This window comes from Gemmobacter sp. 24YEA27 (genome assembly GCF_030052995.1).
GTDB lineage: Bacteria > Pseudomonadota > Alphaproteobacteria > Rhodobacterales > Rhodobacteraceae > Pseudogemmobacter.
Map to the genome: position 1 here is coordinate 217,350 of NZ_JASJPW010000001.1, position 17,602 is coordinate 234,951.

The window sequence follows — 17,602 nt, forward strand, 5'->3', positions numbered from 1 at the left end:
CTGACGGCGCCTCCCCGGCAAAAACGAATGAAAGGTCTTACATCAATAGGCCATGGATACTCCCGTCTGTCGGGGCGACCCATCACCCGGCAGGGTGAAAATGCAGCAGTAACTGTTGCGTGGCGTGATCCGCGCCTACGCCACGGTTCCCGCCCCTGCCGTCCCCGGGGCCACCGCCACCGATTTGACCACCGCGAAGACCCGCATCCCCGGTGCAAGCTCAAGCAGCCTGGCCGAACGCAGGGTGATCTGGGCCAGCAGCGCCGCCTCGCCCACCGACAGGCGCACCAGCACCTCGCCGTCTTTCTCCGAGATTTCCCGCACCGTGCCGTCAAGAATATTCAGCGCCGAAATCGCTTCCGGCTGCTGTCGCGCCAGCATGACATCGCGCGCAAGGATCCGCAGGCGCAGCGCCGTCCCCTCGGCCACGCCCGGCAAAGACAGCCAGAGCGCGCCGCCACCGGTCTCAAGCCGCGTCAGCCCATCGGAATCAGTCGCGCCGGCGCGCAGGTTCAGCACTGCCCCCGCCTCGCGCGGGCCAAAGCCGCGCGCGGAAACCGGGTCGGCCAGCACCTCGGCCGCAGGGCCGGCACGGCTGACCTGGCCTGCCTCAAGCATCACCACCGTCGTCGCCAGCCGCGCCACTTCGGCCGGCGAATGGCTGACATAAAGGATCGGCAGCGCCACTGTGTCCCGCAGCCGTTCCAGATAGGGCAGGATTTCGGATTTCCGCGCCTCGTCCAGCGCGGCGAGCGGCTCGTCCATCAACAAAAGATCGGGGTCGGACAAAAGCGCCCGACCAAGCGCCACCCGGCTTTTCTCGCCGCCAGAGAGGCGACCGGGACGGCGGTCCAGCAAGGGGGCGATCCCCAGCAGGTCGACCACCTGGTCAAAGGCAGCGCCCGCACGGCCCTTCGGCGCGAACCAGCGGCCATAAAGCAGGTTCTGACGCACCGTCAGATGCGGGAAAAGACGTGCGTCCTGAAAGACATAGCCGATGCGGCGCTTATGCGGCGGCAGGAAATGCCCGCGCGCGGTATCAAGCAAGACCCGGTCACCCAGCGTGATCCGGCCCTGATCGGGGCGCAAAAGCCCGGCCACCGCATTGACCACCGTGGTCTTGCCCGACCCCGAGCGGCCAAACAGCGCCGTCACCCCCAGGGGCGCGTCGAACCGCACATCCAGCGTGATGCCGGGAAAGCGGTGCTGCAGGGAAACCGACAGCGTCATTGCCCTGAAATCCTGCGCGCAACAACCCGCGAGACCCATTCCGACAGCAAAAGCGCTGCCATGGCGATCACAATGGCGACCCAGACGAGGCGGGCGGCCTGGGCCTCGCCGCCCGGCACCTGCATGAAACTGTAGATCGCCGATGGCAGGGTGCGGGTCTGGCCGGGGATGTTCGACACGAAAGTGATCGTGGCGCCGAATTCCCCCATCGCCTTCGCGAAGGCAAGGATGCAGCCTGCGATCACCCCCGGCAGGATCATCGGCAGCGTCACCGTCAGCCAGACCCAGGGTTTTGATGCCCCGAGCGTGGCGCTGGCCTGTTCCAGTTTCGGATCCACCGCCTCGATGGCGAGCCGCATCGCGCGCACCATCAGCGGAAAGGCCATGACAGCTGCAGCCATCGCGGCCCCGGTCCAGCGAAAGGCAAAGACGATCCCGAACCACTGGTCGAGATAGTACCCCACCGTGCCTTTGCGCCCGAACGTCATCAGCAGCAGATAACCGGTGACGACCGGCGGCAGGATCAGCGGCAGATGCACGATGCCGTTCAGCACCTGCTTGCCGGGAAACTCCCACCGGGCAAGGGCATGGGCGATGAAAAGGCCAAAAGGCAGACTGACCAACACCGCCCAGAACGACACCCGCAGCGACAGCATCACCGCGTTCCATTCGTCAGGAGACAGCCAGTCCGTCACGCCTCTCAGGCCCTTTCATCAGTCTCAGTTCAGGATCGAAAAGCCTTCGGCGGCAAAGTTCCTGTCGGCCTCATCCCCCGAAAGCGCCTCGTAAAAGGCGCGGTCCGCCGCATCCGCCGCGCCGGTCAGCAGGGCGGCAGGGTAGACGATCGGTTTGTGGCTGTCAGCGGGGAAGGTGCCGACCACGGTGACATTATCCTCGGCCACGGCGTCGGTCGCATAGACGATGCCGTAAGGCGCCTCGCCCTGGGCCACCAGCGCCAGCGTCGCGCGGACATTATCGGCCTGAGCGACCGATCCCTCAACCGCGCCCCATTGACCCAGATGTTCCAGTGCAGCCTTACCATACTGGCCGGCGGGCACGGAATCGATCAAGGCCATGGCAAGCTTCTCATCGCCCAAAAGCGCTTTCAGATCAAAGCCCTCACCAATCTCGACCGGTGCGGCATCCTTGCCGTGCGCGACCAGGACCAGCGTATTGCCCAAAAGATCTTCACGCGCGCCTTCGACAACCAGACCGGCCTTTTCGACCTCATCCATCCAGTTGACAGCGGCCGATATGAAGATGTCTGCGGGCGCGCCTTCGATGATCTGCTTCGCCAGCGCATTCGAGCCGGCATAGGAAATCACCACCGTATTGCCGGTTTCCTCCTGGAATTTCGCCGCGACCTCATCCAGCGCGTTCTTCATCGATGCGGCAGCAAAGACCACGACCTCTTCGGCCTGGGCCACTGCGGGCAGGGCGAGGCTGAAAGCGGTCGCAAATAGCGCAGAGCGGCGGGCGAATTTACGGCTGGCGAAAGACATGGGATTCCTCCGGTTCGATATATCTTTGCGGATATAAAGACCGCCAGGACGAACAGGCGCAAGGGTTATTTCCCGCTCGCCACAACGCCATTTGCCGCAAATCAGGGCTGAGCCGGCGCCAGCATCGTCTCGAGCAGGGCGATCTCTTCGGCACCTGCTTCGCGCGATTTGCGTTCGATCTCGCGGAAAAGCGCCAGCACCTGTTCGCCCTCGGGCGTCAGATGCGCGCCCCCCCGCCCGAGCCGCCGCGCGCGCTGGCGACCAGCGGGCTGGCAAAGGCCGCGTTCAGCTCTTCCACCAGCATCCAGGCGCGTTTGTAACTCATCCCCATGGCGCGACCGGCCGCCGAGATGGAGCCGGTCTCGCGGATATGTTCCAGAAGTTCGGCCTTGCCGGGGCCGACCATCGCATTGTCAAAGTAAAGGCGCAGGAAAAAGCGTTTCATCACGCCAGTTTCCCCCTCCTGAGCGCGGCTGGCAAGAGGCTCTAGCTGAGATAATGCTCGACCGGCCCCAGCGGTTTCGGCGGCTCCTCCCCCAGATGCGGCGCAAGGCTGATCTCGCAGGCGCGGCAGATCGCATCCAGCGCGAGTCCATTTGGGCTGGTGCCGAAGGGATGGCTCAGCTCTTCAGTCACTTCCGCCAGGCCAAGGAACATATAGGCCACGATGGCGGTGAACAAAGGCGAGAGCCAGCCGGTGGTTTCCGCCAGCGCCAGCGGCAGCAGCAGGCAATATAGCCAGGTCGTGCGATAGATCAGCAGCGAATAGACATAGGGCAACGGGCTGTTGGCGATGCGCTCGGCCCCCGCCTGGAGCAGGGCGAGATTGGCCATGCGGGTGGTCAGCGCGCGCGCGCCGAAGCCGTCGATCTCGCCCGACCGGTAGCCCGCGCTCAGCTCATCGGTGATCGCATCCATCGCGGCACAGGGCGGGTGCGTGGCCGCGCGGAACTGCGACCCGGGCCCGGTCTCCGGCGGCACCAGCTTGCGCAGGTTGATCCGGTGGGCATGGATGAATTCCAGCGCCAGTCGCAGCATCCGCTCTCGCCGCTGCGGGTCAGGCACGAAAGTCCCGACCTCCCGGGCATAGCTGCGCAGATCGGCCAGCAGCCCGCCCCAGAGCTTCCTCGCCTCCCACCAGCGGTCATAGGCGGCGGCATTGCGAAACCCGAGGAAAAGCGACAGCCCGATCCCGAACACCGTATAGGCAGCGGCGTTCAGATGCGGCACCCAGGGCGTCATATGGTCGAGCAGGACCACCACTAGCGCGAAACAGGCAACGAACAGCACCGGCGGTGCGACCTGGAAGACAATCGAGCCGCGCGTGGCGGTCAGAAGTTGCAGCGGGGTGGGTTTGTCACGGACGATCATCCTGGACCACGACCTTTTCAGATTGGCGTTGCGGCACCCGATGCACAGGCTCGTGACGGCGCCACAAGATTTCTTGCCCCCGAAAGCAGAACATGCGTTACTCTGTCGCATCCGGAGTGATGCAGTTCTGCGGGCAATGCCCATATAGCTGGCAGCGGCAAACCGGCGCCACAGACCGGCGCGCCTGCAGCCCTGGCTCAGAGAGTAGCAGAAAAGCCGGGCCCCGGGGGAAAGAACTGCTGTTTCCGAGATGCAATTCCGGACGGGATCCTGTTCCCGGACGGCGGAGGGGAGAAGGCCGATCCATGCCAGGCAATATCACCACCAGCCGCACCATCCGCGACCATGTGGCCCAGGTTTCCGCCGCGCTGGAAAAGGGCCAGGCCGCGCGGTCGTCGATAGTCGCCTCCTGGGCGCGTTCGGCCCGCCATGGGCTGGCGCCTTCGGCCCTTGCGCCACGTGATCAGCGGCTGGACGGGATGGGCCTCGCCCGCCTGCGCGAGAGGATGGAGCCGGTGACCCGCGCCGCCCGCCCGACGCTGGAGCGGCTGTTTCAGGTGGTCGGCGGCTTTGGCGCCAGCGTGATCCTCGCAAGCAAGGACGGCATTCCCTTTGAACGTCTGGTGAAGCAATCGGAAGACCGCGATTTCCAGGAGGCCGGCCTCAGTGCCGGTTCGAACTGGAGCGAAGCGGCAGTTGGCACCAATGGCATCGGCACCTGCCTTGCCGAAGGGCGGCCGGTTGTGATCCATCGTGACCAGCATTACCTTGCCGCAAATACCGCGCTGACCTGCGCCTCGGCGCCGATCTGGGATCCTTCGGGCGATCTGGTGGCGGTGCTGGATGTCTCGACCGTGCGCGCCGATATCGCCGAAGGGTTCTCGGGCCTTTTGAGCCATTCGGTGCATGAGGCCGCCCGCCGGATCGAGGCCGATCTGTTCCAGGCGCGCTATAGCGGCGCGCGGATGGTGCTGGTTCCCGGTGCGGATCGCGGCACCGGCGCGCTTCTGGCGGTCGATGCCGATGAGCTGGTGATCGGCGCCACGCGCATGGCGCGCCAGCATCTGGGTCTTACCGGTGATCTGGCCAGAAACCCGGTCCCTGCTGCCGATCTGCTGGGCGTCAGCAGCCATCTGCGCCCCGAAGATGGCGAACGCGCGGTGATCCACCGCGCCATTGCGCGCACCGGCGGCAATATCTCGGCCGCAGCACGGGCGCTTGGGATCAGCCGCGCGACCCTGCATCGCAAAATGGGCCGGTCCGACTGAGTGCGGCCCGACTGATTGCCGCACGACCATCGCACTTACGGGCAGTCGGCAGGACAGACTGTCTCAGAACTGCGACAGCTTTCGCAGCTGCGGCATATCCCAAGGGGTGACCCGCCTGCAATCAGACGCCAGCTTAGTGTCCTCAGCCGCAAGGGAGAGCGGCCAACGGAGGAGCTACCATGACCAAGCACGAAGAATTCGGCCTGAGCACTGCGCCCTACAAAACCCGCTATGAGAACTTTATCGGCGGCCAGTGGGTCGCGCCGAAAGCCGGCCGCTATATGGAGAATGTCTCGCCGGTGACCGGCGGTGTGATCTGTGAGGTTGCGCGTTCGGATGCGTCCGATATCGAAGCGGCACTGGATGCCGCACATGCCGCCCGTCGCGGCTGGGCTCAGACTTCGGCCACGACGCGTTCTAACATCCTGCTGCAGATTGCCGCACGGATCGAAGAGAATCTCGAAGCCATCGCGATTGCCGAGACCTGGGATAACGGCAAGCCGCTGCGCGAGACCATGGCGGCAGATATCCCGCTGGCAGTCGACCATTTCCGCTATTTCGCCGGCGCAATCCGGGCGCAGGAGGGCTCGATCGGGCAGATCGACGATGACACCGTCGCCTATCACTTCCACGAGCCACTGGGCGTTGTGGGCCAGATCATCCCCTGGAACTTCCCGATCCTGATGGCGGCCTGGAAACTGGCACCGGCGCTCGCGGCGGGGAACTGTGTCGTGCTGAAACCGGCAGAGCAGACCCCGGCTTCGATCCTGTTCCTGCTTTCATTCATCGAAGACCTGCTGCCGCCGGGTGTGCTGAACATCGTCAACGGCACCGGTGCCGAGGCCGGTGCGGCGCTGGCATCGAGCCCGCGCATCGCGAAAATCGCCTTCACCGGCTCGACCCCGGTGGGCAAGTCGATCATGCGGGCCGCAGCCGACAATCTGACCAATATCACGCTGGAACTTGGCGGCAAATCGCCGAACATCTTCTTTGAAGACGTGATGGATGAGGATGACGATTATTTCGACAAGGCGCTGGAAGGCTTCACCCTTTTCGCGCTGAACCAGGGCGAGGTCTGCACCTGCCCGTCGCGCGCCCTGATTCAGGAATCGATCTATGACCGGTTCATGGAACGCGCGCTGAAAAGGGTCGAGGCCATCGTGGCAGGCGACCCGCGTCAGGCGAATACGATGATCGGCGCTCAGGCTTCGAAACAGCAATTCGATAAGATCTCGTCCTATCTGGAACTCGGCCCGAAGGAAGGCGCGAAAGTGCTGACCGGCGGCCAGGCGAACCATTTCAACGGCGATATCTCGAAAGGCTTCTATATCCAGCCGACTGTCTTTGAAGGCACCAACAAGATGCGGGTCTTCCAGGAGGAGATCTTCGGGCCGGTCGTGTCGGTGACCACCTTCAAGACCCAGGACGAGGCGATCGAGATCGCCAATGACACCGTCTTCGGTCTGGGCGCCGGGGTCTGGTCGCGTAATGCGAACACCGCCTACCGCGCCGGTCGCGCGATCGAAGCGGGCCGGGTCTGGACCAATTGCTACCATCTTTATCCGGCCGGCGCGGCCTTTGGCGGGTACAAACAGTCGGGGATCGGGCGCGAGAACCATAAGATGATGCTCGACCATTATCAGGAAACCAAGAACCTGCTGGTCTCCTACAATCCGAAGAAGCTCGGCTTCTTCTGAGCCTCAGCGTTTCCGGACAAAGCCGGGGAGAGTACTCTCCCCCGGACCCCCTCTTGCTCTCCCTGTCGGAGGGTGCATCGGGTTCCGGCCCGGGCAGCCTCTGGCCCTCCGGCCCGCCCTGGCCCGGGGACTGCCCTTTCCCGCTTTTCCGGGGCGGGCAGGACCTCAGATCCGGGGCGGGTTCTTTTCCGGCCAGCGGGTGGCGCGGTGCCAGGCTTCGCCCATGGCGAGAATCGCGGCGTCGGATCCGTGGCGGCCCGCGATCTGGATACCCGTCGGCAGGCCGTTTGCGCCGAATCCCACCGGAACCGCCAAAGCGGGCAGGCCGATCAGCGAGACCGGCACCACCACCTCCATCCAGCGGTGATAGGTGTCCATCCTTTGGCCATTGATGCTTTCGGGATAGCGCCAGTCGGCCGGGAAGGGCCAGACCTGCGCCACCGGCATCACCAGCGCATCGTAATCCGCCAGCAGCTGATGCGCGCGCGCATACCAGGCGGAGCGGATTTTCGACGCCTGGTAGAGCGCCTCTGCCGTCACGCCTGCGCCGGTCTCGACCTCCCATTGCGTTTCGGGTTTGAGCCGGGCCCAGCGGGCGGGCGTTTGGCGCTCGGCCCCTTTGCCCCCGAAATTCAGGAAGCTGCGGATCGTGACCCAGGCCTGCCAGAGATCGGCCATCGGCAGAGGGAGCGGCACCGGCACCACTTCGGCACCGAGGCTTTCAAAGGTCTTCAGCCCGGCCTCACAGGCGGCGATGATGCCTGGCTCAAACGGGATCTGACCGTTGAAATCACCAAACCAGGCAATGCGCTTCCCGTTGAGATCATCCGGCGCAGCCCTGACCGCACCGAGGTAATCCTGCACGGGCTGACCAAAGGGGGTCAGCGGGTTGGCCCCGGCCTGAACGCCCAAAAGCAGCGCGAGATCGGCGATATCGCGGGCCATCGGGCCTTCCGTCGCCATCGTGTCAAGGAAAGTCTCGGCCCCGGCATCGGTCGGGACAAGCCCCCAGCTCGGACGAAACCCGTAGACATTACAAAAGGCTGCGGGGTTTCTGAGGCTGCCCATCATATCCGAACCATCCGCCAGCGGCACCATCCGCGCGGCCAGCGCCGCCGCCGCGCCCCCCGATGACCCGCCGGCGCTTCGCGTCAGGTCATAGGGATTGCGCGTCACGCCATGCACCGGGTTGAAACTGTGGCTGCCATGCCCCCATTCCGGCGTATTGGTCTTGCCGATCACGACCGCCCCTGCCGCCCGCATCCGTGCAACGATCAGATCATCGGCCTCGGGTATGTGATCGGCGTAAAGCGGCGAGCCATAGGTTGTCCGGATGCCTTTGGTGTTCAGGAGATCTTTCACCGCCAGCGGCAGGCCAAACAGCGCGCCTTCAGGTGCCACATCGTCCAGCGCCCGCGCCTCTGCCATGATCTGGTCGGGATCGCGCAGCGAGATCACCGCATTCACCTGCGGGTTCACCGAAGCGATGCGGGCCAGATGCGCCTCCATCACCTCAGACGGTTTCACCTCGCGCCGGGTGATCAGCTGCGAGAGATCGAGAGCGGAGCAAGCGGTGAGATCCATGGCAGTCCCGTGACAATGCATTCGCCCGAAGGCTAGCAGAGGCAGCGACCCGGGTGAAAGCCCCTCAGGACAGGAAAGCACCCCCTGCAAAACCGGCATACGGGCCTGCATTTTGCGCTCTGGATTGCGGGGCGGCGCAGGCGTATATGGGGCGCATGACACAGGGCCCTGACCGCAGCGGCCTGCCCTTCATCAAGATGCATGGGGCGGGCAATGATTTCGTGGTGATCGACTCGCGGGCACGCGGCGAGGCGATGGTAACGGCTGCGCTGGCGCGCGCGCTTGGCGACCGCAACCGGGGCGTGGGCTTTGATCAGCTGGCCGAGATCCGTCCGGCGCCCGAAGGTCAGGACGGCGTGGATTTCACGCTGGATTTCTGGAACACCGATGGCAGCCGCGCCGGGGCCTGCGGCAATGCCACGCGCTGCGTCTCGGATTACGTGATGCGCGATCTGGGCAAAGATGCGGTGACGCTGATCACCCAACGCGGAACCCTGCGGGCCGAGCGGCTGAAAGATGGCCGGGTCAATGTGAATATGGGCCAGCCGCAGCTGGACTGGGCCGAGGTGCCGCTGTCACATGCTGTCGATACCGCGCATCTGCCGCTGGATGGTGCGCCGGTGGCGGTTGGCATGGGCAACCCGCATTGCGTGTTCTTTGTGCCCGATGCCGATACGGCGGATGTCGCTGGCCGCGGCCCGCGGGTCGAACATGCCCCCCTGTTCCCCGAACGCACCAATGTCGAATTCGCCAGCCTGACTGGCCCCGACAGGTTGCGCATGCGGGTCTGGGAGCGCGGCGCCGGCATCACGCTCGCCTGCGGCTCGGGCGCCTGTGCCGCGGCCGTCGCGGCGCATCTGCGCGGACTGACCGGGCGGCGCGTGACGCTCGACCTTGACGGCGGCGCGCTGGAGATAGACTGGCGCGAGGATGGCGTCTGGATGGCCGGACCGGTAGCGCTGGTCTTCGAGGGCCGTATCCCGCCCGCCTTCCTGGCGTCCCTGACATGAACGCGCCTGTTTTCGCCACCCTGGGCTGCCGCCTGAACGCCTATGAGACCGAGGCGATGAAGGAACTCGCCGCCGCCGCCGGGGTCAATGGTGCGGTCGTGGTCAATACCTGCGCGGTGACGGCCGAGGCCGTGCGCAAGGCCAAGCAGGAAATCCGTCGTCTGGCGCGGGAAAACCCCGGCGCCCCGGTGATCGTCACCGGCTGCGCGGCACAGACCGAACCCGAGACCTTTGCAGCGATGCCCGAGGTGACGAAAGTCATCGGCAATCACGAAAAGATGCAGGCCGAGACCTGGACAGGGCTGCGCGCGCCCCTCCTGGCCCCGGACCTGATCGGCGTGACCGAGAAGACGCTGGTCAATGACATCATGTCGGTGAAAGAAACCGCCGGCCATCTGATCGACGGCTTCGGCCGCCATCGCGCCTATGTCCAGGTGCAGAATGGCTGCGACCATCGCTGCACCTTCTGTATCATCCCTTATGGGCGTGGCAATTCGCGCTCGGTCCCCGCCGGCGTGGTGATCGAACAGATCAAACGTCTGGTCGACAAGGGATTTCAGGAAGTTGTCCTGACCGGTGTCGATCTCACCTCCTGGGGGGCAGACCTGCCCGCGACGCCGCGCCTTGGCGATCTGGTGATGCGGATCCTGCGGCTGGTGCCGGATCTGGCACGGCTCAGGATCTCGTCGATTGACAGCATCGAAGCCGATGAGAACCTGATGCAGGCGATCGCGACCGAAAGCCGCCTGATGCCGCATCTGCATCTCAGCCTGCAAGCAGGCGACGACATGATCCTGAAACGGATGAAGCGCCGCCATCTGCGCGATGACGCGATCCGGTTCTGCGAAGAGGCCCGCAGCCTGCGCCCCGACCTGATCTTTGGCGCCGATATCATTGCCGGCTTCCCGACCGAGACCGACGAGATGTTTGAAAACAGTCTGAAGCTGGTCTCGGATTGCGACCTGACCTTCCTGCATGTCTTCCCCTATTCGCCCCGAAAAGGTACCCCCGCCGCGCGGATGCCACAGGTGAAAGGCCCGCTGATCCGCGACCGCGCCGCCCGGCTTCGCACCGCGGGGGAAAGCGCGCTCATCCGCCATCTGGAAAGCCAGCAGGGCGCCCTGCATCAGGTCCTGACCGAAGGTGCGCATAACGGCCGCACCGGCCAGTTCACCGAAGTGAGCTTTGCCGCGCCGCAGCCCGAGGGCCGCATCATCCCGGCCCGGATCACCGGCCAGGACGGCGCGCGCCTGATCGCCACCCCGCTCTGACATCCCCGGCTGCGTCTCGGGCCGGCCCGCATCGGCTGCTCCCCGCACAGGTTCCCCTTGATGGGCCTGCGGGCGCCAGGGTCTGGTTTTCCTGAACAAATCACTTTTGATCTGGGTCTCATCACCTGTCTGTGACAGCTTGCTCAAAATTCACGCTGAGTTATGAGTCCGATGTCTTATACAAACCTGACCCTCCCCGACCGCCCGCTGAAGCTCACCCCCGGCAGCATTTCTCCTCCCGGTGCCACCCTTTTCGCGGTGATTGTCATGCTGATCGTCGGCGGCTTTCTGGCCTGGTGGCAGGGTCCGGATATCTGGCGCGACTGGCAAATCAGCCAGAACCCGGTGACGGTTGAAGACAGCGATGTCCAGAACGGCCAATGCACGACCCGCAAAGCCTTTTTCACCGATTGCGAGGCTCACGTCGCCTATAAGTACCAGGGCCAGCATTACGAATCCGATATCAGGCTGATGTTCGTCGATTTCCATAGCGGCGATTACTGGGTCGATGTGGTGATCTCGGGCGACAAGCCGCATCTGGCGACGCTGAGCCTTGGCGTGGAAAAGATCTGGAACCGGATCCTGATGCTGGCGGCCTTCGCGCTGCTGTTCTTTGGCGGCGCGGCTGCGATCCTCTGGCAACGCCTCCGGGCAGCCAGGGCGTCGCGCGCCCTCGCGCAACCCTCACGCCTGGCGCTGCTGCCGCTTGTGATCACCAATATGCAGAACCTGCGCGGCAAAACGCAGATCAGCTATCATGACAAGGACCAGCCCAAACCCGTGCTGACCACGACCCTGCGCAAGGGCGACGATCCTCTGATGGTCTGGGATGATCAGGGCAATGGTTATGGCCTTGGTGTAAAGGGCACCGGCTCCCGTCTCGCGGCCTTGCTGGACCGGGGCCTGACGCGGATCGATCTGACCGATCAGGAACGCCGTGAGGCGCTGGCCCTGCTGGACCGCGAGGAGGCCGAAAAATTCGGCCAGCCGCAGCACAGCGAAACCCCGGCCAAGAAACGCGGCGGCGGGGCCCTGCGCAATGTTCTGGCCGGGCTGGGGGTGATCCTCTTCTTCGTTCTGGCGGCGCTTGGCTGGTGGCTCTGGTATGTGACCGGCAGCCCGGACTCCCACGATCCGCTGGGAATGGAGATCAATGCGATGATGCCGGCCCCGATCAACAGCTGGGCCTGTGGCAAGCTGGAGGAGCGGTTCGGGGACCAGAATGCCCCCTATGGCTGTACTGCGGATGACTACGTCAGCTGGAAATGATCAGCGCCCCGCCGGTGGCACCCTGGGAAGCCTCCGGCGGGGATACTTAAGGACAGAAAATGATGCAGTTTTTCAACTCATTTTCTGTCTCTAAATATCCCGGGGGAGTCTCCGCAAGGAGACGGGGGCAGCGCCCCCTGCCCGGTTGCCAGTTCTCACAGGTTTCGTATGGTATCGCCGGGTTGCAGCTTCGGCTCGAACTCGATGACCTCGCCACCGATAACGCCGCTGGAGCGTTTGCCGGCAATGATCTCGGCCGCGGCGACCCCGGTTTCCAGCCGGCAGGCATCCATCGTCGCCAGCCGGCGCGGCAGACCGTCGAGCAGTTCGACCCCGTTGAACCCGGCAAGCCCGATCCGGCCCGGCACATCCAATCCCTGCTCAAGACACCATAGCAGCCCACCTGCGCCGATCATATCGTTGGAATAATACAGGAAATCGACGTCCGGGCGGCGCTTCAGCAGCGTCTCGGTCATCTCGCGCCCCTTGGCAAGCGCCGAGCCGCCGGAATAGAATTCGCGGTCCACCAGCGAGAGGCCGGCAGCGGCCAGCGCCTCTTCAAACCCTTCCAGTCGCTTCCTCGCACGGTGGTCATTCGTCGGCATATGGGTGCCGAGAAAGGCAATCTTGCGATAGCCCGCCGCGATGATCGCCTCGGCCATCTTGCGACCGGCGCGGCGATGCGAGATCCCCACCATACTGTCGACCGGTGTGCCGTCGATATCCATGATCTCGACAATCGGGATACCGGCCTGCGCCAGCATCGCCTTTGACGCCTCGGAATGTTCCAGCCCCGCCACGATCAGCCCCGAGGGCCGCCAGGACAGCATCTCATAGATGACCTGTTCTTCGCGATCGACCTGATAATTCGAGACGCCCACCACCGGCTGCAAACCGGTATCTTCCAGCGTCTTCGAAATTCCGGTCATCACCTCGGGAAAGACCATATTCGACAAAGACGGGATCACCACTCCGACCAGATTGACCCGCTGGCTCGCCAGTGCGCCCGCGATTTTATTGGGCACATAGCCCAGACGGCGCGCGGCCTCGAGGACCCTGGCCCGCGTCGTCTCTGACACATCGCCGCGATTGCGCAACACCCGGCTGACCGTCATTTCGCTGACCCCTGAAGCCTCTGACACATCGCGGAGGGTCAGGGCGCGGTGGGGTTCGGGCGGCGTAGCTTTGGTCAATGGGTGGTCCTCTGGCGGGATCTGAAACGGGCGGGCAGATCGGGGCGGGTCATGAAACAGCGCTTTCCTGATTGTTAGCGCCTCAGGAGGGGCTTGAACAGGCAGTAATCCCCTGCTAATGATAGCGCTAACAGTGAAAACTGTGATCCGGATGCTCTGTGCAAGCTCTCTATATGAGCCTCCGGACCCCTGAGGGGGGTGGTGGGCCAAATTCACCCCCCTTCACATCTTCCCCACACAGCTTTATTTTCATAAATATATCAGTAGGTTGGCGGGCTTATCGCCCAGATCACCTCGGTCTCAGCCGGGCCCGGATTGCGATAACGATGCGGCTCACGTGAGGCGAAGGAAAAGCTGTCCCCCGCCTCCAGCCGGAAATGACGGTCACCGACCCAGAGCTCCAGCTGCCCCGACAGCACCAGACCGACCTCGTCACCGTCATGACTATAGGCATCCTGTGCTTCGGCGCCGGGCGGCAGGCGCGAGCGGATCATCTCCAGCGCCATCGACATGCGCGGCGTCAGCAATTCATCGACCGCGCCGCCCTGATAGGCGACCTGGAGGCGGTTGGCCTGGCGGATGACATAGCCCTGCTCGGCTTCGGGCACCGCTTGCTCGTCGCCGGCGAAAAACCATTGCACCGTCACACCCAGATGCTGCGCAATGGAAACCAGCGCGTTGATCGAGGGTTCGGCAAGATCCCGTTCGATCTGGCTCAGATAGCCGATAGAAAGCCCTGCCCCTTCGGCCAGCTGCGCCAGCGTCTGTTTGCGCCGCTTGCGCAGCTCACGCAGCCTTTCGCCCAGGACGCGGCCCTCGGCGGCAGGCGCAGCCTTCAGGCGCGGCTCATCCGGCTTCATCCTGCATCCCCCCTCCGTCAGTAAAAAATACTATTGATTTTTTTACTTGCCCTGTCAAACCTGCCGCATCCGCCACCCAGGGAGCCCGGGCAGCCATGACCGACGCGATGTTTCCGCACCTGTTCCGCCCATTGACCATCCGGGGGCGCGAGATCCGCAACCGCATCGTCTCGACCGGGCATGACACCTGCCTGCCGGACCATGGGTTGGTGAACGAGGCCTATATCGCCTATCAGGAAACCCGCGCCAAAGGCGGCGCCGGGCTGATCGTGACCCAGGTGGCGGGCGTACATGAGACAGCGCGCTATACATCGCATCTGATCATGGCGACGACAGATGACTGTATACCGGGCTATGCCGAACTGGCGCGGCGCTGCCACAGGCATGGTGCGCGGGTGGTTTCGCAACTGTTCCATCCCGGGCGCGAAATCATGGAAAGCGCGAATGGGATGCTGGCGGTGGCATATTCCGCATCCGGCACCCCGAATGAGCGGTTCCGCAATATGCCGCGCGAAATGGATGCCGCGATGATCGCCGAAATCACGCAAGGCTATGCCGATGCGGCGCAGCGGATGTACAGGGCCGGCCTTGACGGCGTCGAACTGGTCGCCTCGCATGGCTATCTGCCGGCGCAATTCCTCAACCCCCGCGTCAACCGACGCCAGGATGACTATGGCGGGTCAGAGGGCAACCGTCTGAAATTCATGGCGGATGTGCTGGAAGCCATGCGCGCGGCAACGGGCGATGATTTCATCATCGGGCTCAGGATCTCGGCCAGTGAGAAAGACGAGGCCGGGCTGACCAATGCCGAGACGCTGGCGGCGGCAAAAGGGCTTGGCACGCGGATCGACTATCTTTCCGTCACCATTGGCACCTCGGCGACCATCAGAGGCGCGGTCCATATCGCGCCGCCGATGAACTTCCCGGCCGCCTATACGGCGCCCGAGGCCTGCGCATTCAAGGCTGCGCTGGACGTGCCGGTGTTCATCACCGGCCGCATAAACCAGCCGCAAGAGGCCGAACTGGTGATCGCGCGCGGCGAGGCCGATGGCTGTGGCATGACCCGCGCGCTGATCTGTGACCCCGAAATGCCGGTCAAAGCGGATCAGGGGCGGTTCGATGACATCCGCGCCTGTATCGGCTGCAATCAGGCTTGTATTCACCACTTCCACCGGGGCCTGCCGATTTCCTGCATCCAGCATCCCGAAACCGGGCGCGAGACGGTGTTCGGCCTTCATCCCGCAACCGCGCGACCGCGCAGGATAATGGTGATCGGCGGCGGCCCGGCCGGGCTGAAAGCGGCAGCGGTGGCGGCAGAGCGCGGTCATCACGTGACGCTTTTCGAGGCGGAACCACGCCTGGGCGGCCAGGCATTGCTGGCGCAGCTTTTGCCGCATCGCGCAGAGTTTGGCGGCATCGTGACCAATCTCACCCGCGAATGCGCGCTTGCGGGCGTCACAATCCGCAAGAATACCCGCGTCGATGCAAGCCTGTTGCGCGATTTCGCGCCGGATGCGGTGGTGCTCGCGACCGGGGCCACGCCCTATTTGCCGCCGTTTGAGACGGATGGCGAGATCAGGGTCGCCACCGCCTGGCAGATCCTGAAGCGCGAGGTGAAACCCGGTGCGCGGGTGGTGGTGGTCGACTGGCGCGCCGACTGGATAGGGCCGGGCGTGGCTGAGGCCCTGGCGCGGGACGGCGCCGGGGTCGATCTGGCGGTGAACGGGCTTTATATGGGCGAGGCCATGCCCTTCTACGTCCGCGATGCGACGGCGGCCTCGCTGCACCGGCTTGGTGTGCGGGTCACGCCCTATGCGCGGCTGATCGGCACCTTTGGCGATACGGTCTTCCTGCAGCATACCGCATCAGAGCTGCCGATTGAAATCGAAGGCGTGGATATGCTGGTTCTGTCGTCCGGGCATCTGCCCTTTGACGGGCTCAGGTCTGAGATTACGGCCCTGGGCATCGAATGTCATGGCATCGGCGATTGCGAGACCCCCCGCACCGCGGAAGAGGCGGTCTATGAGGGGATGCTGGCCGGTCGCGCCCTCTGACCTTCGCGTCAAGTCCCGCCCGGGCCTGCGCCCGGGCGGCAAGGAAGGATCAGCGCTCTGCCGCCGCCAGCGCCTCGGCTTTCGGCACAGACAGCCAGACCGCGAGGATAAAGCCCGCCACACCGCCGAGGAGCTTGCCCAGGATCAGCGGCGCAATCAGCGTCGGCTGGAAATTCGCGGTGAAAGCCAGGTGATCGCCGAAGGTAAAGGCCGCGCAAACCGCAAAGGCAATCGCCACCACCTTGTCACGCGGGCGCATCTTTTCCACCAGCCGGAACATGGCAAGGATATTGGCGCAGGCCGCGAGCAGCCCCGCCGCGCCTTCGGGCGCCACGCCGATTTTCGCGCCCAGCACCTCCATCGGTTTCGCGAGGTATTTGGTCAGAAGGTAGACCATCGGGAAGGCCCCGGCGAGCATGATGCCGATATAGCCCGCCACTTCCAGCGCGCGGAACTGGTCGGCCTCATCCGCGATGATCGGGTCAAAGCCCCAATGGCCAAAGACATTGGTAAAGAACCCGGTGAAATATTCGACGATCGAGGCCACCAGCACCAGTGTGATGCCCGCATACATGATCTTTCCGAACCACAGAAAGCCGGTGATCATTGCATCCGGCGCGAACCGCAGACCGAGCGCGATTGCGACGCAGAAGATGATCAGCGGCAGGAGGTTGCGGAATATCTCGCCAAAACCGAGCGTCAGGGCGAAATTCGCATCGGACGCGGTCGAGACCTCCGGGCGGATATCCAGCCCCGAAAGTGCGATCACCGTGCAGGAGATCAGCACCCCGACCGGCACCGAGAGAATGCCGGACATGATGCCCAGCGCCATATATTTATGGTCGGCCTTCTTCAGCATCGCGAGGCCGACCGGGATCGAGAAGATGATCGTCGCGCCCGACATGAAACCGACAACGGTCGCAATCGCCCATGCCTCGCGCGTCTGGGCAATTTTGTCGGCCAGCTGGTAGCCCCCATATCGCCCGCAATCACCGTGGTCGCGGCAATCGAAGGGTCAGCGCCCACAAGGGCGAAAAGCGGCCCGGCCGCGAATTCGATAAAATGCGAGAGATAAGGAATCGCGGCCATGATCCCGGCCACAGGAATGAAAATCGGACCGATGGAATGCAGACCCTCGGTGAACTCTTTGCCAAGCCCCTTTTCAGGATCGCGGATCGCGGCGATCGCGCCCGCGACGGCGCAGACCATGATCAGCCAGATAATATATGTTCCAATGGAAGCCATTGCTGTCCCTCCTGTTGATTATTGTTTTCATTGATAAAAGGCCGGGCC

Annotated in this window: 16 protein-coding genes; 6 read left to right on the forward strand and 10 right to left on the reverse strand. The window is 64.1% G+C overall.

Annotation, left to right across the window (positions count from 1 at the left end):
* Window positions 1–135 precede the first annotated feature (135 nt).
* The 5 genes from modC to QNO18_RS01180 form a co-directional block, all read right to left on the reverse strand.
* Entirely contained in the window at window positions 136–1,230 is a 1,095-nt protein-coding gene (gene modC, locus QNO18_RS01160) for a molybdenum ABC transporter ATP-binding protein (RefSeq protein ID WP_283176189.1), read from the reverse strand.
* The gene (gene modB / locus QNO18_RS01165; RefSeq protein ID WP_283176190.1) at window positions 1,227–1,925 is read right to left on the reverse strand and encodes a molybdate ABC transporter permease subunit; all 699 of its coding nucleotides are present in this window, start codon (window positions 1,923–1,925) and stop codon (window positions 1,227–1,229) included. Before modB ends, modC begins: the two co-directional genes overlap by 4 nt.
* A gap of 24 nt (window positions 1,926–1,949) precedes the next feature.
* Entirely contained in the window at window positions 1,950–2,732 is a 783-nt protein-coding gene (gene modA / locus QNO18_RS01170) for a molybdate ABC transporter substrate-binding protein (protein WP_283176191.1), read from the reverse strand.
* A gap of 217 nt (window positions 2,733–2,949) precedes the next feature.
* A complete protein-coding gene (locus tag QNO18_RS01175; protein WP_349293822.1) occupies window positions 2,950–3,177 on the reverse strand; it encodes a LysR family transcriptional regulator in 228 nt (75 codons plus the stop codon).
* A gap of 41 nt (window positions 3,178–3,218) precedes the next feature.
* A complete protein-coding gene (locus QNO18_RS01180; protein WP_283176192.1) occupies window positions 3,219–4,103 on the reverse strand; it encodes a bestrophin family ion channel in 885 nt (294 codons plus the stop codon).
* Window positions 4,104–4,408: 305 nt separating this feature from the next.
* On the opposite strand from QNO18_RS01180, the gene QNO18_RS01185 reads away from it, so the two are divergent.
* On the forward strand, window positions 4,409–5,371 hold the full coding sequence (locus QNO18_RS01185; protein ID WP_283176193.1) for a helix-turn-helix domain-containing protein: 963 nt from the start codon (window positions 4,409–4,411) through the stop codon (window positions 5,369–5,371).
* Between the two features lie 179 nt (window positions 5,372–5,550).
* Window positions 5,551–7,068: an aldehyde dehydrogenase family protein gene (locus QNO18_RS01190; RefSeq protein WP_283176194.1), complete on the forward strand. Its 1,518-nt coding sequence runs from the start codon at window positions 5,551–5,553 to the stop codon at window positions 7,066–7,068.
* A gap of 165 nt (window positions 7,069–7,233) precedes the next feature.
* Here QNO18_RS01190 and QNO18_RS01195 read toward each other — a convergent pair whose 3' ends face one another.
* Entirely contained in the window at window positions 7,234–8,652 is a 1,419-nt protein-coding gene (locus QNO18_RS01195) for an amidase (RefSeq protein ID WP_283176195.1), read from the reverse strand.
* 155 nt (window positions 8,653–8,807) lie between these two features.
* Here QNO18_RS01195 and dapF point away from each other — a divergent pair, with 155 nt between their 5' ends.
* The 3 genes from dapF (at window position 8,808) to QNO18_RS01210 (ending at window position 12,202) form a co-directional block, all read left to right on the forward strand.
* Window positions 8,808–9,662 carry a diaminopimelate epimerase gene (dapF, locus tag QNO18_RS01200; protein WP_283176196.1) on the forward strand — a complete coding sequence of 285 codons (855 nt, stop codon included), beginning with the start codon at window positions 8,808–8,810 and terminating at the stop codon, window positions 9,660–9,662.
* Window positions 9,659–10,933, forward strand: a complete 1,275-nt coding sequence (mtaB, locus tag QNO18_RS01205; RefSeq protein ID WP_283176197.1) for a tRNA (N(6)-L-threonylcarbamoyladenosine(37)-C(2))-methylthiotransferase MtaB — start codon at window positions 9,659–9,661, stop codon at window positions 10,931–10,933. Before dapF ends, mtaB begins: the two co-directional genes overlap by 4 nt.
* A gap of 171 nt (window positions 10,934–11,104) precedes the next feature.
* Complete coding sequence (locus QNO18_RS01210; RefSeq protein ID WP_283176198.1) at window positions 11,105–12,202, forward strand: hypothetical protein; 1,098 nt, start codon at window positions 11,105–11,107, stop codon at window positions 12,200–12,202.
* Window positions 12,203–12,357: 155 nt separating this feature from the next.
* Here the strand turns inward: QNO18_RS01210 and QNO18_RS01215 are convergent, their stop codons facing one another.
* Both QNO18_RS01215 and QNO18_RS01220 read right to left on the reverse strand, forming a co-directional pair.
* A complete protein-coding gene (locus tag QNO18_RS01215; protein WP_283176199.1) occupies window positions 12,358–13,395 on the reverse strand; it encodes a LacI family DNA-binding transcriptional regulator in 1,038 nt (345 codons plus the stop codon).
* A gap of 260 nt (window positions 13,396–13,655) precedes the next feature.
* The gene (locus QNO18_RS01220) at window positions 13,656–14,255 is read right to left on the reverse strand and encodes a cupin domain-containing protein (RefSeq protein WP_283176200.1); all 600 of its coding nucleotides are present in this window, start codon (window positions 14,253–14,255) and stop codon (window positions 13,656–13,658) included.
* Between the two features lie 95 nt (window positions 14,256–14,350).
* On the opposite strand from QNO18_RS01220, the gene QNO18_RS01225 reads away from it, so the two are divergent.
* Window positions 14,351–16,309 carry an FAD-dependent oxidoreductase gene (locus tag QNO18_RS01225; RefSeq protein WP_283176201.1) on the forward strand — a complete coding sequence of 653 codons (1,959 nt, stop codon included), beginning with the start codon at window positions 14,351–14,353 and terminating at the stop codon, window positions 16,307–16,309.
* A 49-nt stretch (window positions 16,310–16,358) separates the two neighbouring features.
* Here QNO18_RS01225 and eutH (QNO18_RS01230) read toward each other — a convergent pair whose 3' ends face one another.
* Both eutH (QNO18_RS01230) and eutH (QNO18_RS01235) read right to left on the reverse strand, forming a co-directional pair.
* On the reverse strand, window positions 16,359–17,273 hold the full coding sequence (eutH, locus tag QNO18_RS01230) for an ethanolamine utilization protein EutH (protein WP_349293876.1): 915 nt from the start codon (window positions 17,271–17,273) through the stop codon (window positions 16,359–16,361).
* The gene (gene eutH, locus QNO18_RS01235; protein ID WP_283176202.1) at window positions 17,162–17,554 is read right to left on the reverse strand and encodes an ethanolamine utilization protein EutH; all 393 of its coding nucleotides are present in this window, start codon (window positions 17,552–17,554) and stop codon (window positions 17,162–17,164) included. The genes eutH (QNO18_RS01230) and eutH (QNO18_RS01235) overlap by 112 nt, the downstream gene beginning before the upstream one ends.
* Between the last annotated feature and the right edge of the window lie 48 nt (window positions 17,555–17,602).